Below are 17,369 nucleotides of genomic sequence, written 5' to 3' on the forward strand. Positions count from 1 at the left end.
CTCTTCCGTAGGTCCATGCCCATCAGCGTAGCCGCTCAGCCGAGAAACAGCTGATAGGCCGGGTTGTCGCTTTCGTCCCAGTACGGGTAGCCGATTTCCGCAAGTGCCGCCGGCACCAGATGACGCTCGTCGTGGGGCACTTGCAGGCCGGCGACCACGCGGCCGTCCGCCGCGCCGTGGTTGCGATAGTGGAACATCGAGATGTTCCAGCGCCCGCCGAGTTTGTTGAGGAAGTTGAACAGCGCGCCCGGACGCTCGGGGAATTCGAAACGCAGCACCACTTCATCAACCACCTGAGCCGCACGACCGCCAACCATGTGACGGATGTGCAGCTTGGCCAGTTCGTTGTCGGTCAGGTCAATGACCGGGAAACCCTGCTCGGTCAGGCTCGCCAGCAAGGCGCTGCGCGGGTCGTTGTCCGGGTGGGTCTGCACGCCGACGAAGATGTGCGCTTCGCTGCCGGTGTTGTAGCGGTAGTTGAACTCGGTGATCTGGCGCTTGCCGATGGCTTCGCAGAAGGCCTTGAAGCTGCCGGCCTGTTCGGGAATGGTCACAGCGATGATCGCCTCGCGACCTTCGCCCAGCTCGGCGCGCTCGGCAACGTGGCGCAAGCGGTCGAAGTTGACGTTGGCGCCAGAGTCGATAGCGACAAAAGTCTGGCCGCTGACGCCGCGCTGCTCCACGTATTTCTTGATCCCGGCCACGCCCAGCGCGCCGGCAGGCTCGGTGATCGAGCGGGTATCGTCGTAGATATCCTTGATTGCCGCGCAGATCTCGTCGGTGCTGACGGTGATCACTTCATCGACATAATCCTTGCAGATCTCGAAGGTGTACTGGCCGATCTGCGCCACCGCCACGCCGTCGGCAAAGATGCCCACCGTCGGCAAAACAACGCGCTCGCCCGCCGCCATCGCTGCTTGCAGGCAGTTGGAGTCGTCCGGCTCGACACCGATTATCTTGATGTCCGGACGCAGGTATTTCACGTACGCCGCGATCCCGGCGATCAGCCCGCCGCCGCCGACCGGTACGAAAATCGCGTCCAGCGGCTGCGGGTGCTGGCGAAGAATTTCCATGGCCACGGTGCCCTGCCCGGCAATGGTGTGCGGATCGTCGTATGGATGGATGTAGACGTAGCCTTTTTCATCAACCAGTTTCAGCGAATAGGCCAGCGCTTCCGGGAACGAATCGCCGTGCAGCACCACTTTGCCGCCGCGCGAACGCACGCCTTCGACTTTGATTTCCGGGGTGGTCTTGGGCATGACGATGGTGGCTTTGACGCCCAGCACTTTCGCCGCCAGGGCCAGACCCTGCGCATGATTACCCGCCGAAGCGGTGACCACGCCACGGGCGCGCTCTTCGTCGCTCAGTTGGGTCAACTTGTTATAGGCGCCGCGAATCTTGAACGAGAACACCGGCTGCAAGTCTTCGCGCTTGAGCCAAATGTCGTTGCCCAGCCGCTCGGAGAGCTGGCGAGCGTTCTGCAGCGGGGTTTCTACGGCAACGTCATAAACGCGCGAGGTGAGGATCTTTTTGACGTACTGTTCGAGCATCGGAAAGCATCACTGAGCGGGTTGGGCAGGGCCAAGGAGTCTAACCCGGCTTTCGGGCGCACGACCACACGGATCCAGAGGTTTTATGCGCCCAAAAAGATCGCAGCCTTCGGCAGCTCCTGCACTTTGGAACGCATTCCCCTGTAGGAGCTGCCGAAGGCTGCGATCTTTTGATCTGCCAACAGGACAATGACCTTCACGACCGCGAGGCCTATAATGCCGGCCTTTCTGCCCAACCCCTTGCCCGCTTCGGAGCCCGCATGACCCAGGATCAACTCAAACAGGCCGTGGCCCAGGCCGCCGTCGACTTCATCCTGCCGAAACTCGACGACAAGAGCATCGTCGGCGTCGGCACCGGCTCCACCGCCAATTGCTTCATCGATGCCCTGGCCCAGCACAAGGGCGCGTTCGATGGCGCGGTCGCCAGTTCCGAAGCCACTGCCGCGCGCCTCAAGGGTCACGGGATTCCGGTGTACGAACTGAACACTGTCAGCGATCTGGAGTTCTACGTCGACGGCGCCGATGAAAGCGACGCGCACCTGAACCTGATCAAGGGCGGCGGCGCGGCCCTGACCCGCGAGAAGATCGTCGCCGCCGTGGCCAAGACCTTCATCTGCATCGCCGACGCCAGCAAACTTGTGCCGGTGCTCGGTGAGTTCCCGCTGCCGGTGGAAGTGATCCCGATGGCCCGCAGCCACGTTGCCCGCCAACTGGTCAAACTCGGTGGCGACCCGGTGTACCGCGAAGGCGTACTGACCGACAACGGCAACATCATCCTCGACGTGTTCAACCTGCAGATCACCAACCCGGTGGAGCTGGAAGCGCAGATCAACGCCATCGTCGGCGTGGTCACCAACGGCCTGTTCGCCGCGCGCCCGGCGGATCTGTTGCTGCTGGGCACCAGTGAAGGTGTGAAGACGCTGAAGGCTGAGTAAGTCCAGACTGCCCGAAATTTATCGGCAGACAAATAAACCTGTGGCAGCGAGCCTGCTCGCGAAAGCGCCAGTTCAGCCAACATTTTCATTGGCTGACACGACGCCTTCGCGAGCAGGCTCGCTCCCACAGTGTTTTGTGGTGTGAGTTAAGGCTGTGCAGGCTTTTTAAAGACGTAAAACAGGTTCGGCTCGCTCACCAGATACAACGTGCCGTCATCATCCATCGCAATCCCCTCGGCCTGCGGCACGGTTTTCTGCAAACCCTGGCGCCCGCCACTGATCGACATAGTGCTCAACGGGCGACCGTCGACGTCCAGCTCGATAATCAACCGCGACTCGTCCGACAGTGCCAGCAAGTGCCCGCTGCGCTCGTCGTATTGCAGACTCGACAGGTCACGCACGAACATCCCGGCATCGCGCTTGGGGTTGTTGATCACGTGCACGGCGTAGGTCTTGTCCGGCTTGAAGTGCGGGAAACCGTGGACCTCATAAATCAGCATCGGGTCGCGTTCTTTCGCCACGAACAGGCGTTTGCCCACCGAGTCGTAAGCCAGCCCCTCGAAACCCTTGTTGCTGGCCATGTGCACACCGAGGGTCATTTGCTCGGCATCTTCGGCATCGAGGAACGTGGTGTCGGCGTCGAGATGGATCTTGATCAAGCGTTGCTGACGCTCGTCGGTGATCACGTAGGTGTCGGCGCTGATGTACTCGACGGCTTCCGGATCGCCAAAACCGACCAGAGCGATGCGCCGCAGGATCTTGCCTTCCAGCGACAGCTCGATCAGTTCGGAATTCTTGTTGGTCACGGTGAACAGGCTTTTGCGCACCGGATCGTAGGTCAGCGCCGAGACATCATCGTCGAGCCCGTCGATAGGCCGCGCTTCGATCGTCACGCGATATTGATCCAGACCAATCGCCTCGCTGCTCAATGGCTGCCACAGCGTGTGCAGGTTGAACCAGGCGCGCTCGAACAGGCGCAGGTACTGGCCGATCGCGAGCAACGCGACCAGGACAACCATCAACAGGACAAGAATCAGCGGTTTGGGACGGGCAAGTCGACGCATTCAGGCAGGCTCGGATTCAAGACAGGCCGATGAAATATCACGCCCGTCTGAACTGAAGCTTAATGGCCACTTGCCTGCCACGACAACCGCACAATTCCGCAATTGCCGTAGGAAAGTTACCGGTGCTTTTCGAAGCGATAGAACAGGTTCGGCTCGCTGACCATGTACAGCGTGCCGTCTTCATCCATGGTCATGCCTTCGGCGCGGGGGATGGTGTCTTTCAGACCGTTGAAATTTCCCAGCAGAGTCATGAAGCTGACTTGCTCGCCCTTCTCATCCAGTTCCAGCAAAAGGTGCGAATCGGCAGAAAGCACCAACAGATGGCCAGTGCGTGGGTCGACCGCCAGCGCCGAGAGATTGCGAATGTCGAGCCCGTCACTGGCCAGTTTCTGCTTGTCGCCAGTCAGGGTCTGACTGCCATCGCTTTTCCAGGTGAACAAGGCTGGCGGGCGTTCTTCGCCCAAAATCAGCTGCTGATTGCGCGGATCCCAGGTGATGGCTTCGAAAGCCTTGTTCTGGTCTTTTGACGGCCCGAGGTCGTATTTCGGAAAGTCGGCAATGTTCAGCTCGCGGGTACCGGCGTCGACCTTGACGATCGACAGCGTGTGCTGGCGCTCATCGACGATTGCCAGCAAGCCGTTTTCCATGACCGTCAGGCCTTCCGGATTACTCCAGCCCACCAGCGGCATCTTGCGCAGCACATCGCCCTGCAACGTCAACTCAGCGAGGAACGGATTCTTGCCCATCACCGAAAACAGGGTTTTGGTCTGCGGGTTGTACGCCAGGTCCGAAGCTTCGTCCTTCTCCATGCCCGGCAACGGTTTGGCATCGATCACCACCTGATAGTCCGGCAGCCACACGCTCTCCTTCTGCTCGGCCTTGCTCTCGAAGCGCTCCAGCACCCACAGCACACCACGATCATCCCAGTGCATGGCAAACGCCAGCCCATAAGCCGCCACGATGGCCAGCAACAGCCAGACATACCAGCGCAGAGCGAAGCGGGAACGGAGGGTGGGTTTCTGCTGAGTTCGAGATGCCATCAAGGGACGCGTTCCGTAAATTCAGGCCAAGGGTAATAGCACAAAGAGGCCGGCTGAGACGCCGCAATCGCGGAAATTATCCAGAGAGGATGTGAAAAAAACGGGAAATGGCGGGATTGGCGTATGCGTTTTGCCAGCAGCAACACATAACCAGGGTGGCTGGGACAATTGTGGCGAGGGAGCTTGCTCCCGCTGGGGCGCGAAGCGGCCCCGCTTTTTTTACTGCAAAAAGCAGGGGCCTGCTGCGCAGTCCAGCGGGAGCAAGCTCCCTCGCCACAGGTGCGGTGACATCACTACAAGTTAGCGCACGCTGCTGTTGAAGCGGCTCGCCCCCGGCAGTTCAAGAACGATCTCATCGCCAACGTTCAGCGGGCCGACACCCACCGGCGTGCCAGTGAGGATGACGTCACCAGCCTGCAGCGAGAAGCAGCCGGCCATGTGCTGGATCATCGGCACGATCGGGTTGAGCATCGCGCTGCTGTTGCCGTCCTGGCGCACTTCACCGTTGATGGTCAGGCGAATGCCGATATCGGTCAGGTCAGCGAAGGTGCTGCCGACCACGAACGGGGCGATCACTGCCGCGCCGTCGAACGACTTGGCGATTTCCCACGGCAGGCCCTTGGATTTGAGCTCGGCCTGCTTGTCGCGCAGGGTCAGGTCCAGCGCCGGGGCGAAACCGGAGATCGCATCGAGGACTTCTTCGCGGCTTGGTTTGGTCGACAGCGGCTTGCCGATCAACACGGCGATTTCCGCCTCGTAGTGCACCGAACCACGCTCGGTCGGAATGCTGAAACCGCCTTCCAGCGGCACCACGCAACTGCCCGGCTTGATGAACAGCAGCGGCTCGGTCGGCACCGGGTTATCCAGTTCCTTGGCGTGTTCGGCGTAATTGCGGCCAATGCATACGACTTTCCCGATCGGGAAGTGGATGCGCGTGCCGTCGACGTACTGGTGCTGATAGCTCATTTACCGACTCCTGCCTTCATTGATTCAACAGAGATTACCGATCAAACCGGGAATATTTTCCCCGGGTTCATGATGCCGTTCGGGTCGAACACTGCCTTGACCGCTTTCATGTACTCGATCTCCGCCGGCGAGCGGCTGTAGGTCAGGTAATCACGTTTGGTCATGCCCACGCCGTGTTCGGCCGAGATCGAGCCGTTGTATTTCTCGACGGTTTCGAACACCCACTTGTTGACGGTGGCGCACTTGGCAAAGAACTCGTCCTTGCTCAGGTTTTCCGGCTTGAGGATGTTCAGGTGCAGATTGCCGTCGCCGATGTGGCCGAACCAGACGATTTCGAAATCCGGATAGTGCTCGCCGACAATCGCGTCGATCTCGCGCAGGAACGCCGGCACCCTGGAAACGGTCACCGAGATGTCGTTCTTGTACGGCGTCCAGTGCGAGATGGTTTCGGAGATGTATTCGCGCAGCTTCCACAGATTGTGCAACTGGGTTTCGCTCTGGCTCATCACGCCGTCGAGTACCCAGCCCTGCTCAACGCAGTGCTCGAAGGTTTCCAGCGCGCTGTTGGCAACTTCTTCAGTGGTCGCTTCGAACTCCAGCAGGGCGTAGAACGGGCAGTCGGTGTCGAACGGCGCCGGCACGTCGCCCCGGCCCATGACCTTGGCCAGGGCCTTGTCGGAGAAGAATTCGAACGCGGTCAGGTCGAGCTTGCCCTGGAAGGCATGCAGCACCGGCATGATCGAATCGAAATCGGCGGTGCCGAGGACCATCGCCGTGAGGTTTTTCGGCGCGCGATCAAGGCGCATGGTCGCTTCGACGACGAAGCCGAGGGTGCCTTCGGCGCCAATGAACAGCTGGCGCAGGTCGTAACCGGTGGCGTTCTTGATCAGGTCCTTGTTCAGCTCGAGCACGTCGCCCTTGCCGGTGACGACTTTCATGCCGGCCACCCAATTGCGGGTCATGCCGTAGCGAATCACTTTGATCCCGCCGGCATTGGTGCCGATGTTGCCGCCAATCTGGCTGGAACCCGCCGACGCGAAATCGACCGGGTAGTACAAGCCGTTTTCCTCGGCGACGTTCTGCAGATGCTCGGTGACCACGCCCGGCTGGCAGACGGCAGTGCGGTCAGTGAGATTGACGTCGAGAATCTGGTTCATGTAATCGAACGAAACCACCACTTCGCCATTGGCCGCCACCGCAGCGGCGGACAACCCGGTACGCCCGCCGGACGGCACCAGCGCAACCTTGTGGGTGTTGGCCCAACGCACCACGGCCTGCACTTGTTCGATGGTCTTGGGAAACACGATGGCGCTCGGCGCCGGCGCGAAGTGCTTGGTCCAATCCTTGCCGTAAGCATTCAGGGAGTCGGCGTCGGTGAGGACTTTGCCAGGCTCAACCAGGGTCTTCAGTTCATCAATCAGCGCAGGATTGGTCATCGACAGAACTCTCGAACAATTCATGGTCATCCTGAGAACGCTTCACGTCGCAGGAATGAGTGTTTAGCGGGGTGGCTATGCTAGCATACCGACCCCGCAGGACAGTGCCCAAGGCCAGATCCGCGGTGACGGCTTTGTTGCCGTGCGGGTCAGCTCCAGGCTGCTCCCTCCCTGCCATTTTTCTCCGGGATACAGGTTTACGCAGATGAGCAAGACTTCTCTCGATAAGAGCAAGATCAAGTTCCTTCTTCTCGAAGGCGTCCACCAATCGGCTGTCGACGTCCTCAAGGCGGCGGGCTACACCAGCATCGAATACCTGACTGGTTCCTTGCCGGAAGCCCAGCTCAAGGAAAAGATCGCTGACGCTCACTTCATCGGCATTCGCTCGCGCACGCAACTGACCGAAGAGATCTTCGATCACGCGAAGAAACTGGTCGCGGTCGGCTGTTTCTGCATCGGCACCAACCAGGTTGACCTCAGTGCGGCCCGCGAGCGCGGTATCGCCGTGTTCAACGCGCCGTACTCCAACACCCGTTCCGTAGCCGAGCTGGTGCTGGCCGAAGCGATCCTGCTGCTGCGCGGCATCCCTGAGAAAAACGCCTCCTGCCACCGTGGCGGCTGGATCAAGTCCGCCGCCAACTCGTTCGAGATCCGTGGCAAGAAGCTCGGCATCGTCGGCTACGGCTCAATCGGCACGCAGCTGTCGGTGCTGGCCGAAGGGCTGGGCATGCAGGTGTTCTTCTATGACACCGTGACCAAGTTGCCACTGGGCAACGCCACCCAGGTCGGCAATCTGCATGAGCTGCTGGGCATGTCCGACATCGTCACCCTGCACGTCCCGGAAACCGCGGCGACCCAGTGGATGATCGGCGAGAAGGAAATCCGCGCCATCAAGAAGGGCGGCATCCTGATCAACGCCGCACGCGGCACCGTGGTCGAGCTCGACGCCCTGGCGGACGCGATCAAGGACAAGCACCTGATCGGCGCGGCCATCGACGTGTTCCCGGTGGAGCCACGCTCCAACGACGAAGAGTTCGAAAGCCCGCTGCGTGGCCTCGACAACGTGATCCTGACCCCGCACATCGGTGGCTCGACTGCCGAGGCGCAAGCCAACATCGGTCTGGAAGTGGCGGAAAAACTGGTCAAGTACAGCGACAACGGTACTTCGGTGTCGTCGGTCAACTTCCCGGAAGTGGCCCTGCCGGCTCACCCTGGCAAGCACCGCCTGCTGCACATCCACGAGAACATCCCGGGTGTGATGAGCGAGATCAACAAGGTCTTCGCCGAAAACGGCATCAACATCTCCGGTCAGTTCCTGCAGACCAACGAGAAGGTCGGCTACGTGGTGATCGACGTCGACGCCGAGTACTCCGAGCTGGCGCAAGAGAAGCTGCAACACGTCAACGGTACTATCCGTAGCCGGGTGCTGTTCTAACAGCAGTTGCGAGCTTCAAGCTACAAGCGGCAAGTGAAAAGCGCTTTTGCCTTTACTTGCCGCTTGCAGCTAGCCACTTGAAGCTGAATAAAAGAAGGGAGCCCCGAAAGGGCTCCCTTCTTTTATTCGACGTTGACGGTGATTTTCTTGGAGACGATGGGCGGGTCGAATGCCATGTGACCGCTGTCGCCAAGCTCCAACTGCAAGGTGTGCTTGCCCGGGGCGAGCTTGATGTCAGCCTGGGTCTGCGCCTTGCCGAAGTGCATATGATTGGCATCGGTAGGGACGACCGAGCCGGCAGGAACGATTTCCTTGGCGTCGATCAGCAAATGATGGTGCCCGGTGTTTTTGGTGACATCACCGGCCGGTGCCAGCGCGACGTTCTTGGTACCAAACTTGACGGTGAAGGTCCGCGAGACCGTAGCGCCGTCCTCGGGAGAAACGATGAACACTTCAGCATCCTTGGGAGCCGGCGTTGCCGCACTGGCCAGCACCGAAACACCCATCAGCACACCGGCCAACGCTGCACGTGACATAAAGCTTTTCATTTTCTTCTCCAGTTTTTCCGTAAAATCCGCACGGTCATGACAACTTCATGACCATTCGTTGTCGAAGGCACTCGACAACCATAGCAAAGCGAGCCTGAATCAGAGCGTCGCGATAATGATTTCAAAGGAGTGACCATGCGCTTGCTGCCTGGCCTGATCTGCCTGCTACCCCTTTTAAGCCCGCTGGCTCACGCCGAACTGATTGATGACGTCAACGACCGTGGCGAGTTGCGCATAGCCCTTGAGGCTAATACACCGCCCTTCAATTACAAGGAAGGCGACACACTCACGGGGTTCGAGGTCGAGCTTGGGCAACTTCTGGCCAAGGAGCTGGATGTACGCGCCGACTTCATCGTCACCGACGCGGGCGATCTGCTCCAGGGCGTTGAAAGCGGCAAGTACGACGTCGCGCTCAACCACATAGCACTGACACCCGAACTCAAGGATCGTTTCGACTTCAGCGAGCCGTACGGCGAGGTCGACGGGCAATTGCTGGCGAAGAAGGACGAGACGCCGCGGCCGATGGTGCTGGTGCAGGCATTGACCGAAGAGAAGCCGAAAGCGGTTGAGCCGGTAGAACTGGCGATTCCGTTTCAGAAGGGTAATCCGGCGTTTCAGGCCAGTCTCAAGAGCGCGATGCAGCGGATCAAAGACGACGGACGCCTGGCGGCGCTGTCGAAGAAGTGGTTCACCGAACCGTAGGAGCTGCCGCAGGCTGCGATCTTTTGATGTTGATTTTGAAGATCAAAAGATCGCAGCCTCGTTTCACTCGTCAGCTCCTACAGTTGGATTTGCGATGAAACTTTTAATCGAGTCGGGTCAGGGCTTGCGCGGCTTGCCGTAGTTCAAGCTCACTGAACACCCGAACCCCATGACGCTTGAGCAACGCCGCCGTCACCCCTTCGCCATTGACCTTGACCCCGCTGAACGTCCCGTCATACGTCAGCAGATTCCCGCAAGACGGACTGTCGGCCTTGAGCACCGCCACCCGAATGCCGTGCTTTTTCACCAACTCAAGCGCCTGCCGTGCGCCCTCGAGAAACTGCGCACTGACATCCTCGCCTTCGGTAGTGATGACAGCAGCATTGCCATCCAGCACCTCACCGCCCTGCCCGCCGGGAATCTCCGCCGCCGCCCTCGGCGTCGGCAAACCACCGGCCACTTCCGGACACAATGGCACTACCCGGCCTTCTTCGATCCACTGCTCAAGCAGATCAAACGGACCACTCGCGCCACCGTCATAACGCACGCGATGGCCCAACAGGCAGCGGCTGACCAGGATCTTTTCCATCTTCAGAACGGCTCGTTGCCACGCCGACGAAACCATCCGGTCAGCGACAGCCGCTCGCGATGGGCCGGCAGTACTTCGTGGGGTACTTCGCCGGAAAGGAACACCACAAGGCAGCCACCGGTAGGCTGCACGTCGTGTATGCGCTCATCGCCAAGGTACATGCGCAACTGGCCACCGTCCTCCGGCAGCCACGCGTCATTGAGGTAGATCACCGCCGAAACCATGCGCCGATCGTCGTCACGAAAGCGGTCGACGTGCTTGCGATAAAACGCGCCGGGCGGGTACAGGGCGAAATGGCATTCGAAGTCTTCAAGGCCAAGAAACAAGCCGCGATTGAGTGCCTCGCGCAGGCTGTCCATCAGGCTCAGGTAGCGGTCAGTGGCGTCAGCCTGACCCGGGTCGATCCACTGGATATGGTCGCCGCGAATACCCTCGCGAATCTCCGAAAACGGTCCGCGCCCGACCGCCGCCGGCGCCAGTTCTCCCTCGGCCTCACGTTTACGGCACTCGGCCGCCAGCGCCCGGGTCAGATCGGCGGGCAGGAAGATGTTCTGCTGTGACCAGCCGTGTTCGGCCAGGTCGTCGACAATGCGTAACAGCAGCGGGTGTTCAGAGGATATCGGCATGGCGCGCATAGTATGCCGACGGCAACAAATCCGACAGAGCCACGCAGCGGCTTGCTACGAATTCTCGACAAGTACCGGCACCGCACGGAGAATAGTCCGCTGCTGACAGGAGTCCCTATGCGCCGTTTGCTTTTTTCACTGTTGATGTTCTGCGTATTGCCCGCCTGGGCGGACGGCTTTGATCAGTTGTACAAGGTCGCCGGCTGGCCAGAACAACGCGCGCATTTCAACGATGCCCTGAGTGCCGCCCAGCAGCGCTATCAGAACAGCCTGCCGCCTGCGGTGTTTCAAGCACTGGTCAACAACAGCAACCAGCGGTTCGCCGCGCAGGCCATGGATCAACGCGCCGAAGCGCAACTGCGGCAGAAACTCGCTGATCCGAAACCGGCGCTGACCTTTTTCCAGTCACCGCTGGGCAAGAAGATCGTCGCCGCCGAGCTGCTCGCGACCCGCCGCGATCAATTGGCGAAAAATGCCCAGGGCCTGCCAAAAATGCAGGCCAGCGACAGTCGTTTGCTGATCATCGGCCATCTCGCCCAGGCCCTGCCGGCCCGTGAGGCTGGCGCCGAGGTGAGTCTGGCGATTGCCGGCGTCGCGGCGGACAGTTTGAGTTCGATGATTCCGGGGCTGCTCGGTGGCGGTCAGGCGCAGGGCATGCTGAACGGCCAACGCCAGCGGCTGATGGATCAGATCGGCGCCGATCTGAACAACACCCTGCTCTACGTTTATCGCGATTTGTCGGATGAAGAGCTGGAAGAGTTTGCGACGTTTGCCGAGTCGACCGAGGGCAAGGCTTACTATCAGGCGGCGCTGGCGGCGATTCGGGCGGGGTTGGCGGTCGGCCAACCTTAAAAGATCGCAGCCTTCGGCAGCTCCTACATTGAAACGCGTTCCCCTGTAGGAGCTGCCGAAGGCTGCGATCTTTTGATCTTGCCTTAACGCTTCAGAGATTCCTGCCCCTGATCCGCTTGCTCAAGAATTCGAAATACTCCTCACGCATCTCCGCCGTTTCATTGGCCAGGTGATGCCGTGCCTCGGCCAGCAGCAGAATCTGCGGCCGGTCGAACTTCCATTTCAACACCTGCAGATTGTGCTGCCAGTCCACAGTCATGTCCGCCTGCCCCTGAATGATCAGCGGCCGTCGCGGACTTTTTTTCGCGTGCTCGACGCGGATGATCCAGCGCGACAGCGCGCCCACCCACTTCGTCGGCAGACGCCGAGGCTGTAACGGATCGGCCTGCAGAAACGGCAGAAAGTCCGGATCGTTGGAGTTTTCGCTGAAGCGTCGCGCCACACCGCGAACAAACGGCCGCAGCAGGTAATAACTCAACTGCGACCAACCCCAGGCCCGTGGTCGCACCAACGGCGCCAGCAGAATCACCTGCCCCTGCGCCGGGCTGTTCTCGCCATGGTTGAGCAGGTGATCGACGACAATCGCGCCCCCGGTGCTCTGCCCGCACAAATGCCACGGCTGTGGCAGCGCGATCGAATTCGCTTCCGCGAACAGCGCTTGCAGCATGTGCTGATATTCAGCGAAATCGCGGATGCTCGCCCGCGGCCCGCTCGACAGCCCATGCCCCGGCAAGTCGCAGGCGATCACGGCGAAATCCTGATCCAGCGCCCACTCGATCACATGACGGTACAGGCCGATGTGGTCGTAGTAACCGTGCAGCAGAAACAGCGTCGCCTTGACCTTCTCCGGCCACCAGCAATGGCTGACCAGCTCGTAGCCATCGACCTCGAAACGACCCATGCCGCGCCACACATCGCGCTCGGCGAAGTCGGTCTTGTAGAAGCGCTGATAAGCCTTCGCCTCATCCGATAACGGCTGCCACTCGGCCAACGGCTTGAGGCTCGCACGTAAATGATCGGGGTCGAAAGAATCAGGCATGCGCACATTCCAAAGCGGTAAACGGACTTTATCGGCCTGCGATATTCATCTGTCGCGACAGACATGGCAAGCTAGCCGGCCTTTCGAGGATCGAAAACCATGCGTTCGCCCTACCGCACCGCACTGTTCGCCAGCCTGCTCGCGCTGATCTGCGCCGGGGTGCTGTGGGCGGCGTATGACTGGTTTCAGGGGCGCTATCTGCGCGCGTTCAGCGAACACACCGCAGTGTTTTCCGGCGATCCGCTGCGCCTGCCGGACAACCTCGCCGGGCCGGGCAATATCCGTCTCGTGCATTTCTGGGACCCGGCCTGTCCGTGCAACGTCGGCAATCAACAGCACCTGAGCGAGATGGTCGAACAGTTCGGCGCGCGCGGCGTGGAGTTCTTCGCCGTGCAAAAACCCGGCAGCCACGGTCAGTTGCCCGCCACCCTCGCCGGCCTGAAAACCATCATCGTCCTGCCCGGCTCCGAAAAGATCCCCGCCAGCCCCGCCGTGGCGATCTGGGATCGCAGTGGCAAACTCGCCTACTTCGGCCCGTACAGCGAAGGCCTGACCTGCAATTCCAGCAACAGCTTTATCGAACCGATCCTGCATGCCCTGACGGAAGATCGCCCGGTGAACGCTACGCACACCTTGGCGGTGGGTTGTTATTGCCCGTGGCCGGCGGATGCGCGGTAAGGCATTCCGGACTTTTCGAGGACAGCGCTGCATCGCACAGATGCTCTGTGCTAAATGTTTGCAGCCCGACGGGCGGCCCACCCGCCTGCACAAGGAGTCACCATGAAGCGTGCGTTGATCGTTGTTGCCCTGCTCATCGTTGTCCTGCTCTGCGCCGCTGGCGGGTATATCTACAGCAAGCAGCCGACGCGCCAGGGTCAGGTGGAGCTGCATAACCTGCAAGGCTCGGTGACCGTGCGTTATGACGAGCGCGGTGTGCCGCATATCCGCGCCGAGAACGAAACCGACCTCTATCGCGCCCTCGGCTATGTCCACGCGCAGGATCGTCTGTTCCAGATGGAAGCCATGCGTCGCCTCGCCCGCGGTGAGCTGGCCGAAGTGCTCGGGCCGAAACTGCTCGACACCGACAAGCTGTTTCGCAGCCTGCGCATCCGCGAGCGTGCGGCCAGTTATGTCGCCAGCCTCGACAAGCAGTCGCCGGCATGGAAGGGCCTGCAAGCTTATCTGGACGGCATCAACCAATATCAGGACAGCCACGCCGCGCCGATCGAGTTTGACGTGCTGGGCATCCCCAAGCGGCCGTTCACCGCCGAAGACAGCATCAGCGTCGCCGGTTACATGGCCTACAGCTTTGCCGCCGCGTTTCGCACCGAGCCGCTGCTGACCTACGTGCGCGATCAGCTCGGCACCGATTACCTCAATGTGTTTGATCTGGACTGGCAGGCCAAAGGCGTACTCGCCACCGATCACGCCAGGCATGCGCCGGCCCTCGCCGCCGGCGACTGGCAAGACCTCACCGCCCTCGCTCGCCTCAGCGAACAGGCACTGATCGACAACGGTCTGCCGCAGTTCGAGGGCAGCAACGCCTGGGTTATTGCCGGCAGCCGCAGCCAGAGTGGCAAGCCGTTGCTGGCCGGCGATCCGCACATCCGTTTCTCGGTGCCGTCGGTGTGGTACGAGGCGCAGCTCTCGGCGCCGGGTTTCGAGTTGTACGGCCACCATCAGGCGCTGGTGCCGTTCGCGTTTCTGGGGCACAACCTCGACTTCGGCTGGAGCCTGACCATGTTCCAGAACGACGACCTCGATCTGATCGCCGAGAAGGTCAACCCGGACAATTCCAATCAAGTCTGGTATCGCGGCCAGTGGACCGACATGCTCGTCAGCGAGCAGCAGATCAATGTGAAAGGCCAGGCGCCGGTGACGATCACCTTGCGCCAGTCGCCGCATGGGCCGATCGTCAACGATGCCCTCGGCAGCGCTGCCGGGAAAACCCCGATTGCAATGTGGTGGGCGTTCCTCGAAACACCGAATCCGATCCTCGAAGGTTTCTATCAGCTCAACCGCGCCGATACCCTGGCCAAGGCCCGCGCTGCGGCGGCCAAGGTACAGGCGCCGGGCCTGAACCTGGTTTACGCCAATGCCAAGGGCGATATCGCCTGGTGGGCATCGGCCCTGTTGCCCAAACGTCCGGCCGGGGTGAAACCGGGCTTCATTCTCGACGGCAGCACGCCTGAGGCGGACAAGGACGGCTACTACCCGTTCAGCGCCAACCCGCAGGAAGAGAACCCCGCGCGCGGCTATATCGTCTCGGCCAACTTCCAGCCGGTATCGCCGACCGGCATGGAGATTCCCGGTTATTACAACCTCGCCGATCGCGGTCAGCAGCTCGATCGTCAGCTCAGCGACAACCGGGTGAAGTGGAGCAACGAGGCCAACCAGAAACTGCAGCTGGGCACGGCGACCGGCTACGGCCCGCGCCTGTTGGCGCCGCTGTTGCCGGTGTTGCGTGAGGTAATCAGCGATCCGGCGCAACGCAAATTGGTCGAGCAACTGGCGCAGTGGCCCGGCGACTATCCGCTGGATTCGGTCAGCGCGACGGTGTTCAACCAATTCCTCTACGACCTGGCCGACGCGGCGATGCGCGACGAGTTGGGCAATGATTTCTTTGAAACACTGCTGTCGACGCGGGTGATCGATTCGGCCTTGCCGCGATTGGCGGCGAAGGCTGATTCACCCTGGTGGGACAATCGCAGCACGCCAGCCAGGGAAACCCGCGCCGACATCGTGCGCACAGCGTGGGCGGCAAGCATGCAGCATCTGCGACTGACCCTCGGCGACGATGTGGCGGGTTGGCAGTGGGGCGCGGCGCACACCCTGACCCACGGCCATCCGCTGGGCCAGCAGAAACCACTGGATCGGCTGTTCAACGTCGGCCCGTTCGCAGCGCCAGGCAGCCACGAAGTGCCGAACAACCTCTCGGCGAAAATCGGCCCGGCGCCATGGCCGGTGACCTATGGACCGTCGACGCGGCGTCTGGTCGATTTCGCCGATGCGGTGCATGCCCTGACGATCAATCCGGTCGGCCAGAGCGGCGTGCCGTTGGACAGTCACTATGACGATCAGGCCGAGGCGTATGTGGAGGGGATTTATGTGCAGGCGCATTTCAGTGAGGAAGAGGTGCTGGCGAATACCCGCAGTACGTTGAAGCTGTTGCCTGCGCGCAAGCCCTGAAGAGCCCCTCACCCTAGCCCTCTCCCAGAGGGAGAGGGGACCGATTGGGGGATATTGGGGAGAAACGCCGACGTGCAAGATTGGTACCGAATCCATAATCGATAAGGTCTTTCAGGTCGATGTAACACGCCAGACACCGCGGTCGGCCCCCTCTCCCTTTGGGAGAGGGCTGGGGTGAGGGCTTTCGAGCTCAAGCCCGGATCAAACATTCAGCGCAAAATTCAGCCGAAACTGCTGCGGCGTCACGCCCAAGCGCCGGTTGAACACGCTGCGCATATGTTGCGCATCACGAAATCCGCATTGATACGCCACGGTCTTCAACGGCGCCGTGGTGCTTTCCAGCATCACCCGTGCTGCATCCACCCGCGCCCGTTCGACGAATTCCGCCGGGGTCACTTTCGCTTCCCGCGCGAACACCCGCGAGAAATTGCGTGCACTCATGTTCGCCGCATTGGCCAGATCGGCAATCGTCAGGTCGCCGGTGAGATTGGCCAGCACGTACAACTGCACCAGCGCCACCGCTGACGTCGGTTCGGCATGTGGCGTGAGGAATGGGCTGAACTGCGATTGCCCGCCCGAGCGCTGGGTGAACACCACCAGCCGTTTCGCCACACTCAGCGCCACCTCGGCGCCGTGGTCGCGCGCCAGCAGGTACAGCGACAGATCGATGCCCGCCGTGACCCCGGCCGACGTGTAGAGCGCGCCGTCCTCGACATACAGACGATCCGCCTCGACCCGCGTGGTCGGGCACAACTGCGCAAGCGCCTCGGCATCGTTCCAGTGCGTGGTGACGGTGCGCCCCTCGAGCAAACCGGCGCGGGCGAGCATGAACGCGCCGTTGCAGATCGAACCGAAACGCCGGGCGCGACCACAGGCATCACGCAGCCAGGCGTCGAACGTCGGGCCGAAATCCATGAACGGCAATTGCGGGCCGCCAGCGACCAGCAACAGGTCGGGGCTATCCGTTGCTTCGCTGAAGTGGCAGTGGGCGTTCAGGCTCATTCCATTGGAACAGGCCAGCGGCCCGTGCTCGACGCCGATCACTTGCAAGCGATAGTGATCCTGCGGCGCAAGAAAGCGGTTGGCTTCGGCGAACACGTCCATGGGGCCGCTGACGTCCAGTGACTGCACGCCGGGGAATACCACGATGGCGACGGATTTGTGCATGGCTCAAACGTCCTCAATACCTGTGACAAACACACCAACCTGTGGGAGCGAGCCTGCTCGCGAAGAGGTCATCACACGCAACATAGCGGCCGAATGACACACCGCCTTCGCGAGCAGGCTCGCTCCCACATGGGCCGTGCCTGGCTTGTTGATCGAGCCAACCTGGCCAACCCACACCCGACAAGCGAGCTTGGCACGATTTGCAGGCGGATTGGCAAGGATCGCAGCCAT

Annotated in this window: 16 protein-coding genes; 6 read left to right on the forward strand and 10 right to left on the reverse strand. The window is 61.1% G+C overall.

Features of this window, described 5'->3' with window-relative positions:
• Window positions 1–35 precede the first annotated feature (35 nt).
• On the reverse strand, window positions 36–1,550 hold the full coding sequence (ilvA, locus tag GXB78_RS13080; protein WP_329515681.1) for a threonine ammonia-lyase, biosynthetic: 1,515 nt from the start codon (window positions 1,548–1,550) through the stop codon (window positions 36–38).
• Window positions 1,551–1,810: 260 nt separating this feature from the next.
• On the opposite strand from ilvA, the gene rpiA reads away from it, so the two are divergent.
• A complete protein-coding gene (gene rpiA / locus GXB78_RS13085; protein ID WP_007913886.1) occupies window positions 1,811–2,485 on the forward strand; it encodes a ribose-5-phosphate isomerase RpiA in 675 nt (224 codons plus the stop codon).
• 146 nt (window positions 2,486–2,631) lie between these two features.
• On the opposite strand, the gene GXB78_RS13090 is transcribed toward rpiA, so the two are convergent.
• The 4 genes from GXB78_RS13090 to GXB78_RS13105 all read right to left on the reverse strand — a co-directional run bounded on the left by GXB78_RS13090 (window position 2,632) and on the right by GXB78_RS13105 (window position 6,991).
• A complete protein-coding gene (locus GXB78_RS13090; RefSeq protein ID WP_329515682.1) occupies window positions 2,632–3,549 on the reverse strand; it encodes an SdiA-regulated domain-containing protein in 918 nt (305 codons plus the stop codon).
• A 116-nt stretch (window positions 3,550–3,665) separates the two neighbouring features.
• Window positions 3,666–4,589 (reverse strand): SdiA-regulated domain-containing protein, encoded by a 924-nt coding sequence (locus GXB78_RS13095; protein WP_329515683.1) that lies wholly within the window; start codon window positions 4,587–4,589, stop codon window positions 3,666–3,668.
• Between the two features lie 300 nt (window positions 4,590–4,889).
• Window positions 4,890–5,555: a fumarylacetoacetate hydrolase family protein gene (locus GXB78_RS13100; RefSeq protein WP_329515684.1), complete on the reverse strand. Its 666-nt coding sequence runs from the start codon at window positions 5,553–5,555 to the stop codon at window positions 4,890–4,892.
• 41 nt (window positions 5,556–5,596) lie between these two features.
• Window positions 5,597–6,991 (reverse strand): FAD-binding oxidoreductase, encoded by a 1,395-nt coding sequence (locus GXB78_RS13105; protein ID WP_042606516.1) that lies wholly within the window; start codon window positions 6,989–6,991, stop codon window positions 5,597–5,599.
• 205 nt (window positions 6,992–7,196) lie between these two features.
• Between GXB78_RS13105 and serA the strand changes: the two genes are divergently transcribed.
• Window positions 7,197–8,426: a phosphoglycerate dehydrogenase gene (gene serA, locus GXB78_RS13110; RefSeq protein ID WP_025112046.1), complete on the forward strand. Its 1,230-nt coding sequence runs from the start codon at window positions 7,197–7,199 to the stop codon at window positions 8,424–8,426.
• Window positions 8,427–8,548: 122 nt separating this feature from the next.
• Here serA and GXB78_RS13115 read toward each other — a convergent pair whose 3' ends face one another.
• Window positions 8,549–8,974, reverse strand: a complete 426-nt coding sequence (locus GXB78_RS13115) for a DUF4399 domain-containing protein (protein WP_329515685.1) — start codon at window positions 8,972–8,974, stop codon at window positions 8,549–8,551.
• 135 nt (window positions 8,975–9,109) lie between these two features.
• On the opposite strand from GXB78_RS13115, the gene GXB78_RS13120 reads away from it, so the two are divergent.
• Window positions 9,110–9,676 carry a transporter substrate-binding domain-containing protein gene (locus GXB78_RS13120; RefSeq protein WP_329515686.1) on the forward strand — a complete coding sequence of 189 codons (567 nt, stop codon included), beginning with the start codon at window positions 9,110–9,112 and terminating at the stop codon, window positions 9,674–9,676.
• A 103-nt stretch (window positions 9,677–9,779) separates the two neighbouring features.
• Here GXB78_RS13120 and GXB78_RS13125 read toward each other — a convergent pair whose 3' ends face one another.
• The gene (locus GXB78_RS13125; RefSeq protein ID WP_329515687.1) at window positions 9,780–10,265 is read right to left on the reverse strand and encodes a DUF523 domain-containing protein; all 486 of its coding nucleotides are present in this window, start codon (window positions 10,263–10,265) and stop codon (window positions 9,780–9,782) included.
• A 2-nt stretch (window positions 10,266–10,267) separates the two neighbouring features.
• Entirely contained in the window at window positions 10,268–10,900 is a 633-nt protein-coding gene (locus GXB78_RS13130; RefSeq protein ID WP_329515688.1) for a 2OG-Fe(II) oxygenase, read from the reverse strand.
• A gap of 108 nt (window positions 10,901–11,008) precedes the next feature.
• On the opposite strand from GXB78_RS13130, the gene GXB78_RS13135 reads away from it, so the two are divergent.
• A complete protein-coding gene (locus GXB78_RS13135) occupies window positions 11,009–11,743 on the forward strand; it encodes a DUF2059 domain-containing protein (RefSeq protein ID WP_130900339.1) in 735 nt (244 codons plus the stop codon).
• A gap of 91 nt (window positions 11,744–11,834) precedes the next feature.
• Here GXB78_RS13135 and GXB78_RS13140 read toward each other — a convergent pair whose 3' ends face one another.
• Complete coding sequence (locus tag GXB78_RS13140) at window positions 11,835–12,782, reverse strand: phospholipase BipL (RefSeq protein WP_329515689.1); 948 nt, start codon at window positions 12,780–12,782, stop codon at window positions 11,835–11,837.
• A 99-nt stretch (window positions 12,783–12,881) separates the two neighbouring features.
• Here GXB78_RS13140 and GXB78_RS13145 point away from each other — a divergent pair, with 99 nt between their 5' ends.
• Both GXB78_RS13145 and GXB78_RS13150 read left to right on the forward strand, forming a co-directional pair.
• Window positions 12,882–13,460, forward strand: a complete 579-nt coding sequence (locus GXB78_RS13145) for a DUF6436 domain-containing protein (RefSeq protein WP_329515690.1) — start codon at window positions 12,882–12,884, stop codon at window positions 13,458–13,460.
• 102 nt (window positions 13,461–13,562) lie between these two features.
• Window positions 13,563–15,971, forward strand: coding sequence for a penicillin acylase family protein (locus GXB78_RS13150; RefSeq protein ID WP_329515691.1), 2,409 nt, complete (start codon window positions 13,563–13,565; stop codon window positions 15,969–15,971).
• Window positions 15,972–16,172: 201 nt separating this feature from the next.
• On the opposite strand, the gene GXB78_RS13155 is transcribed toward GXB78_RS13150, so the two are convergent.
• Window positions 16,173–17,138 (reverse strand): GlxA family transcriptional regulator, encoded by a 966-nt coding sequence (locus GXB78_RS13155; protein ID WP_329515692.1) that lies wholly within the window; start codon window positions 17,136–17,138, stop codon window positions 16,173–16,175.
• Between the last annotated feature and the right edge of the window lie 231 nt (window positions 17,139–17,369).

This window comes from Pseudomonas moraviensis subsp. stanleyae (genome assembly GCF_036283065.1).
In the GTDB taxonomy this organism is placed as follows: Bacteria; Pseudomonadota; Gammaproteobacteria; order Pseudomonadales; family Pseudomonadaceae; genus Aquipseudomonas; species Aquipseudomonas stanleyae.

What these genes read in the sequence shown, in the direction of transcription:
- serA (WP_025112046.1), top strand. Translation starts at nt 7,197, where the DNA reads ATGAGCAAGACTTCTCTCGATAAGAGCAAGATCAAGTTCCTTCTTCTC.
- GXB78_RS13095 (WP_329515683.1), bottom strand. Translation starts at nt 4,589, where the DNA reads ATGGCATCTCGAACTCAGCAGAAACCCACCCTCCGTTCCCGCTTCGCT.
- GXB78_RS13150 (WP_329515691.1), top strand. Translation starts at nt 13,563, where the DNA reads ATGAAGCGTGCGTTGATCGTTGTTGCCCTGCTCATCGTTGTCCTGCTC.
- rpiA (WP_007913886.1), top strand. Translation starts at nt 1,811, where the DNA reads ATGACCCAGGATCAACTCAAACAGGCCGTGGCCCAGGCCGCCGTCGAC.
- GXB78_RS13145 (WP_329515690.1), top strand. Translation starts at nt 12,882, where the DNA reads ATGCGTTCGCCCTACCGCACCGCACTGTTCGCCAGCCTGCTCGCGCTG.
- GXB78_RS13105 (WP_042606516.1), bottom strand. Translation starts at nt 6,991, where the DNA reads ATGACCAATCCTGCGCTGATTGATGAACTGAAGACCCTGGTTGAGCCT.
- GXB78_RS13120 (WP_329515686.1), top strand. Translation starts at nt 9,110, where the DNA reads ATGCGCTTGCTGCCTGGCCTGATCTGCCTGCTACCCCTTTTAAGCCCG.
- GXB78_RS13125 (WP_329515687.1), bottom strand. Translation starts at nt 10,265, where the DNA reads ATGGAAAAGATCCTGGTCAGCCGCTGCCTGTTGGGCCATCGCGTGCGT.
- GXB78_RS13135 (WP_130900339.1), top strand. Translation starts at nt 11,009, where the DNA reads ATGCGCCGTTTGCTTTTTTCACTGTTGATGTTCTGCGTATTGCCCGCC.
- GXB78_RS13140 (WP_329515689.1), bottom strand. Translation starts at nt 12,782, where the DNA reads ATGCCTGATTCTTTCGACCCCGATCATTTACGTGCGAGCCTCAAGCCG.
- ilvA (WP_329515681.1), bottom strand. Translation starts at nt 1,550, where the DNA reads ATGCTCGAACAGTACGTCAAAAAGATCCTCACCTCGCGCGTTTATGAC.
- GXB78_RS13090 (WP_329515682.1), bottom strand. Translation starts at nt 3,549, where the DNA reads ATGCGTCGACTTGCCCGTCCCAAACCGCTGATTCTTGTCCTGTTGATG.
- GXB78_RS13100 (WP_329515684.1), bottom strand. Translation starts at nt 5,555, where the DNA reads ATGAGCTATCAGCACCAGTACGTCGACGGCACGCGCATCCACTTCCCG.
- GXB78_RS13115 (WP_329515685.1), bottom strand. Translation starts at nt 8,974, where the DNA reads ATGAAAAGCTTTATGTCACGTGCAGCGTTGGCCGGTGTGCTGATGGGT.
- GXB78_RS13130 (WP_329515688.1), bottom strand. Translation starts at nt 10,900, where the DNA reads ATGCGCGCCATGCCGATATCCTCTGAACACCCGCTGCTGTTACGCATT.
- GXB78_RS13155 (WP_329515692.1), bottom strand. Translation starts at nt 17,138, where the DNA reads ATGCACAAATCCGTCGCCATCGTGGTATTCCCCGGCGTGCAGTCACTG.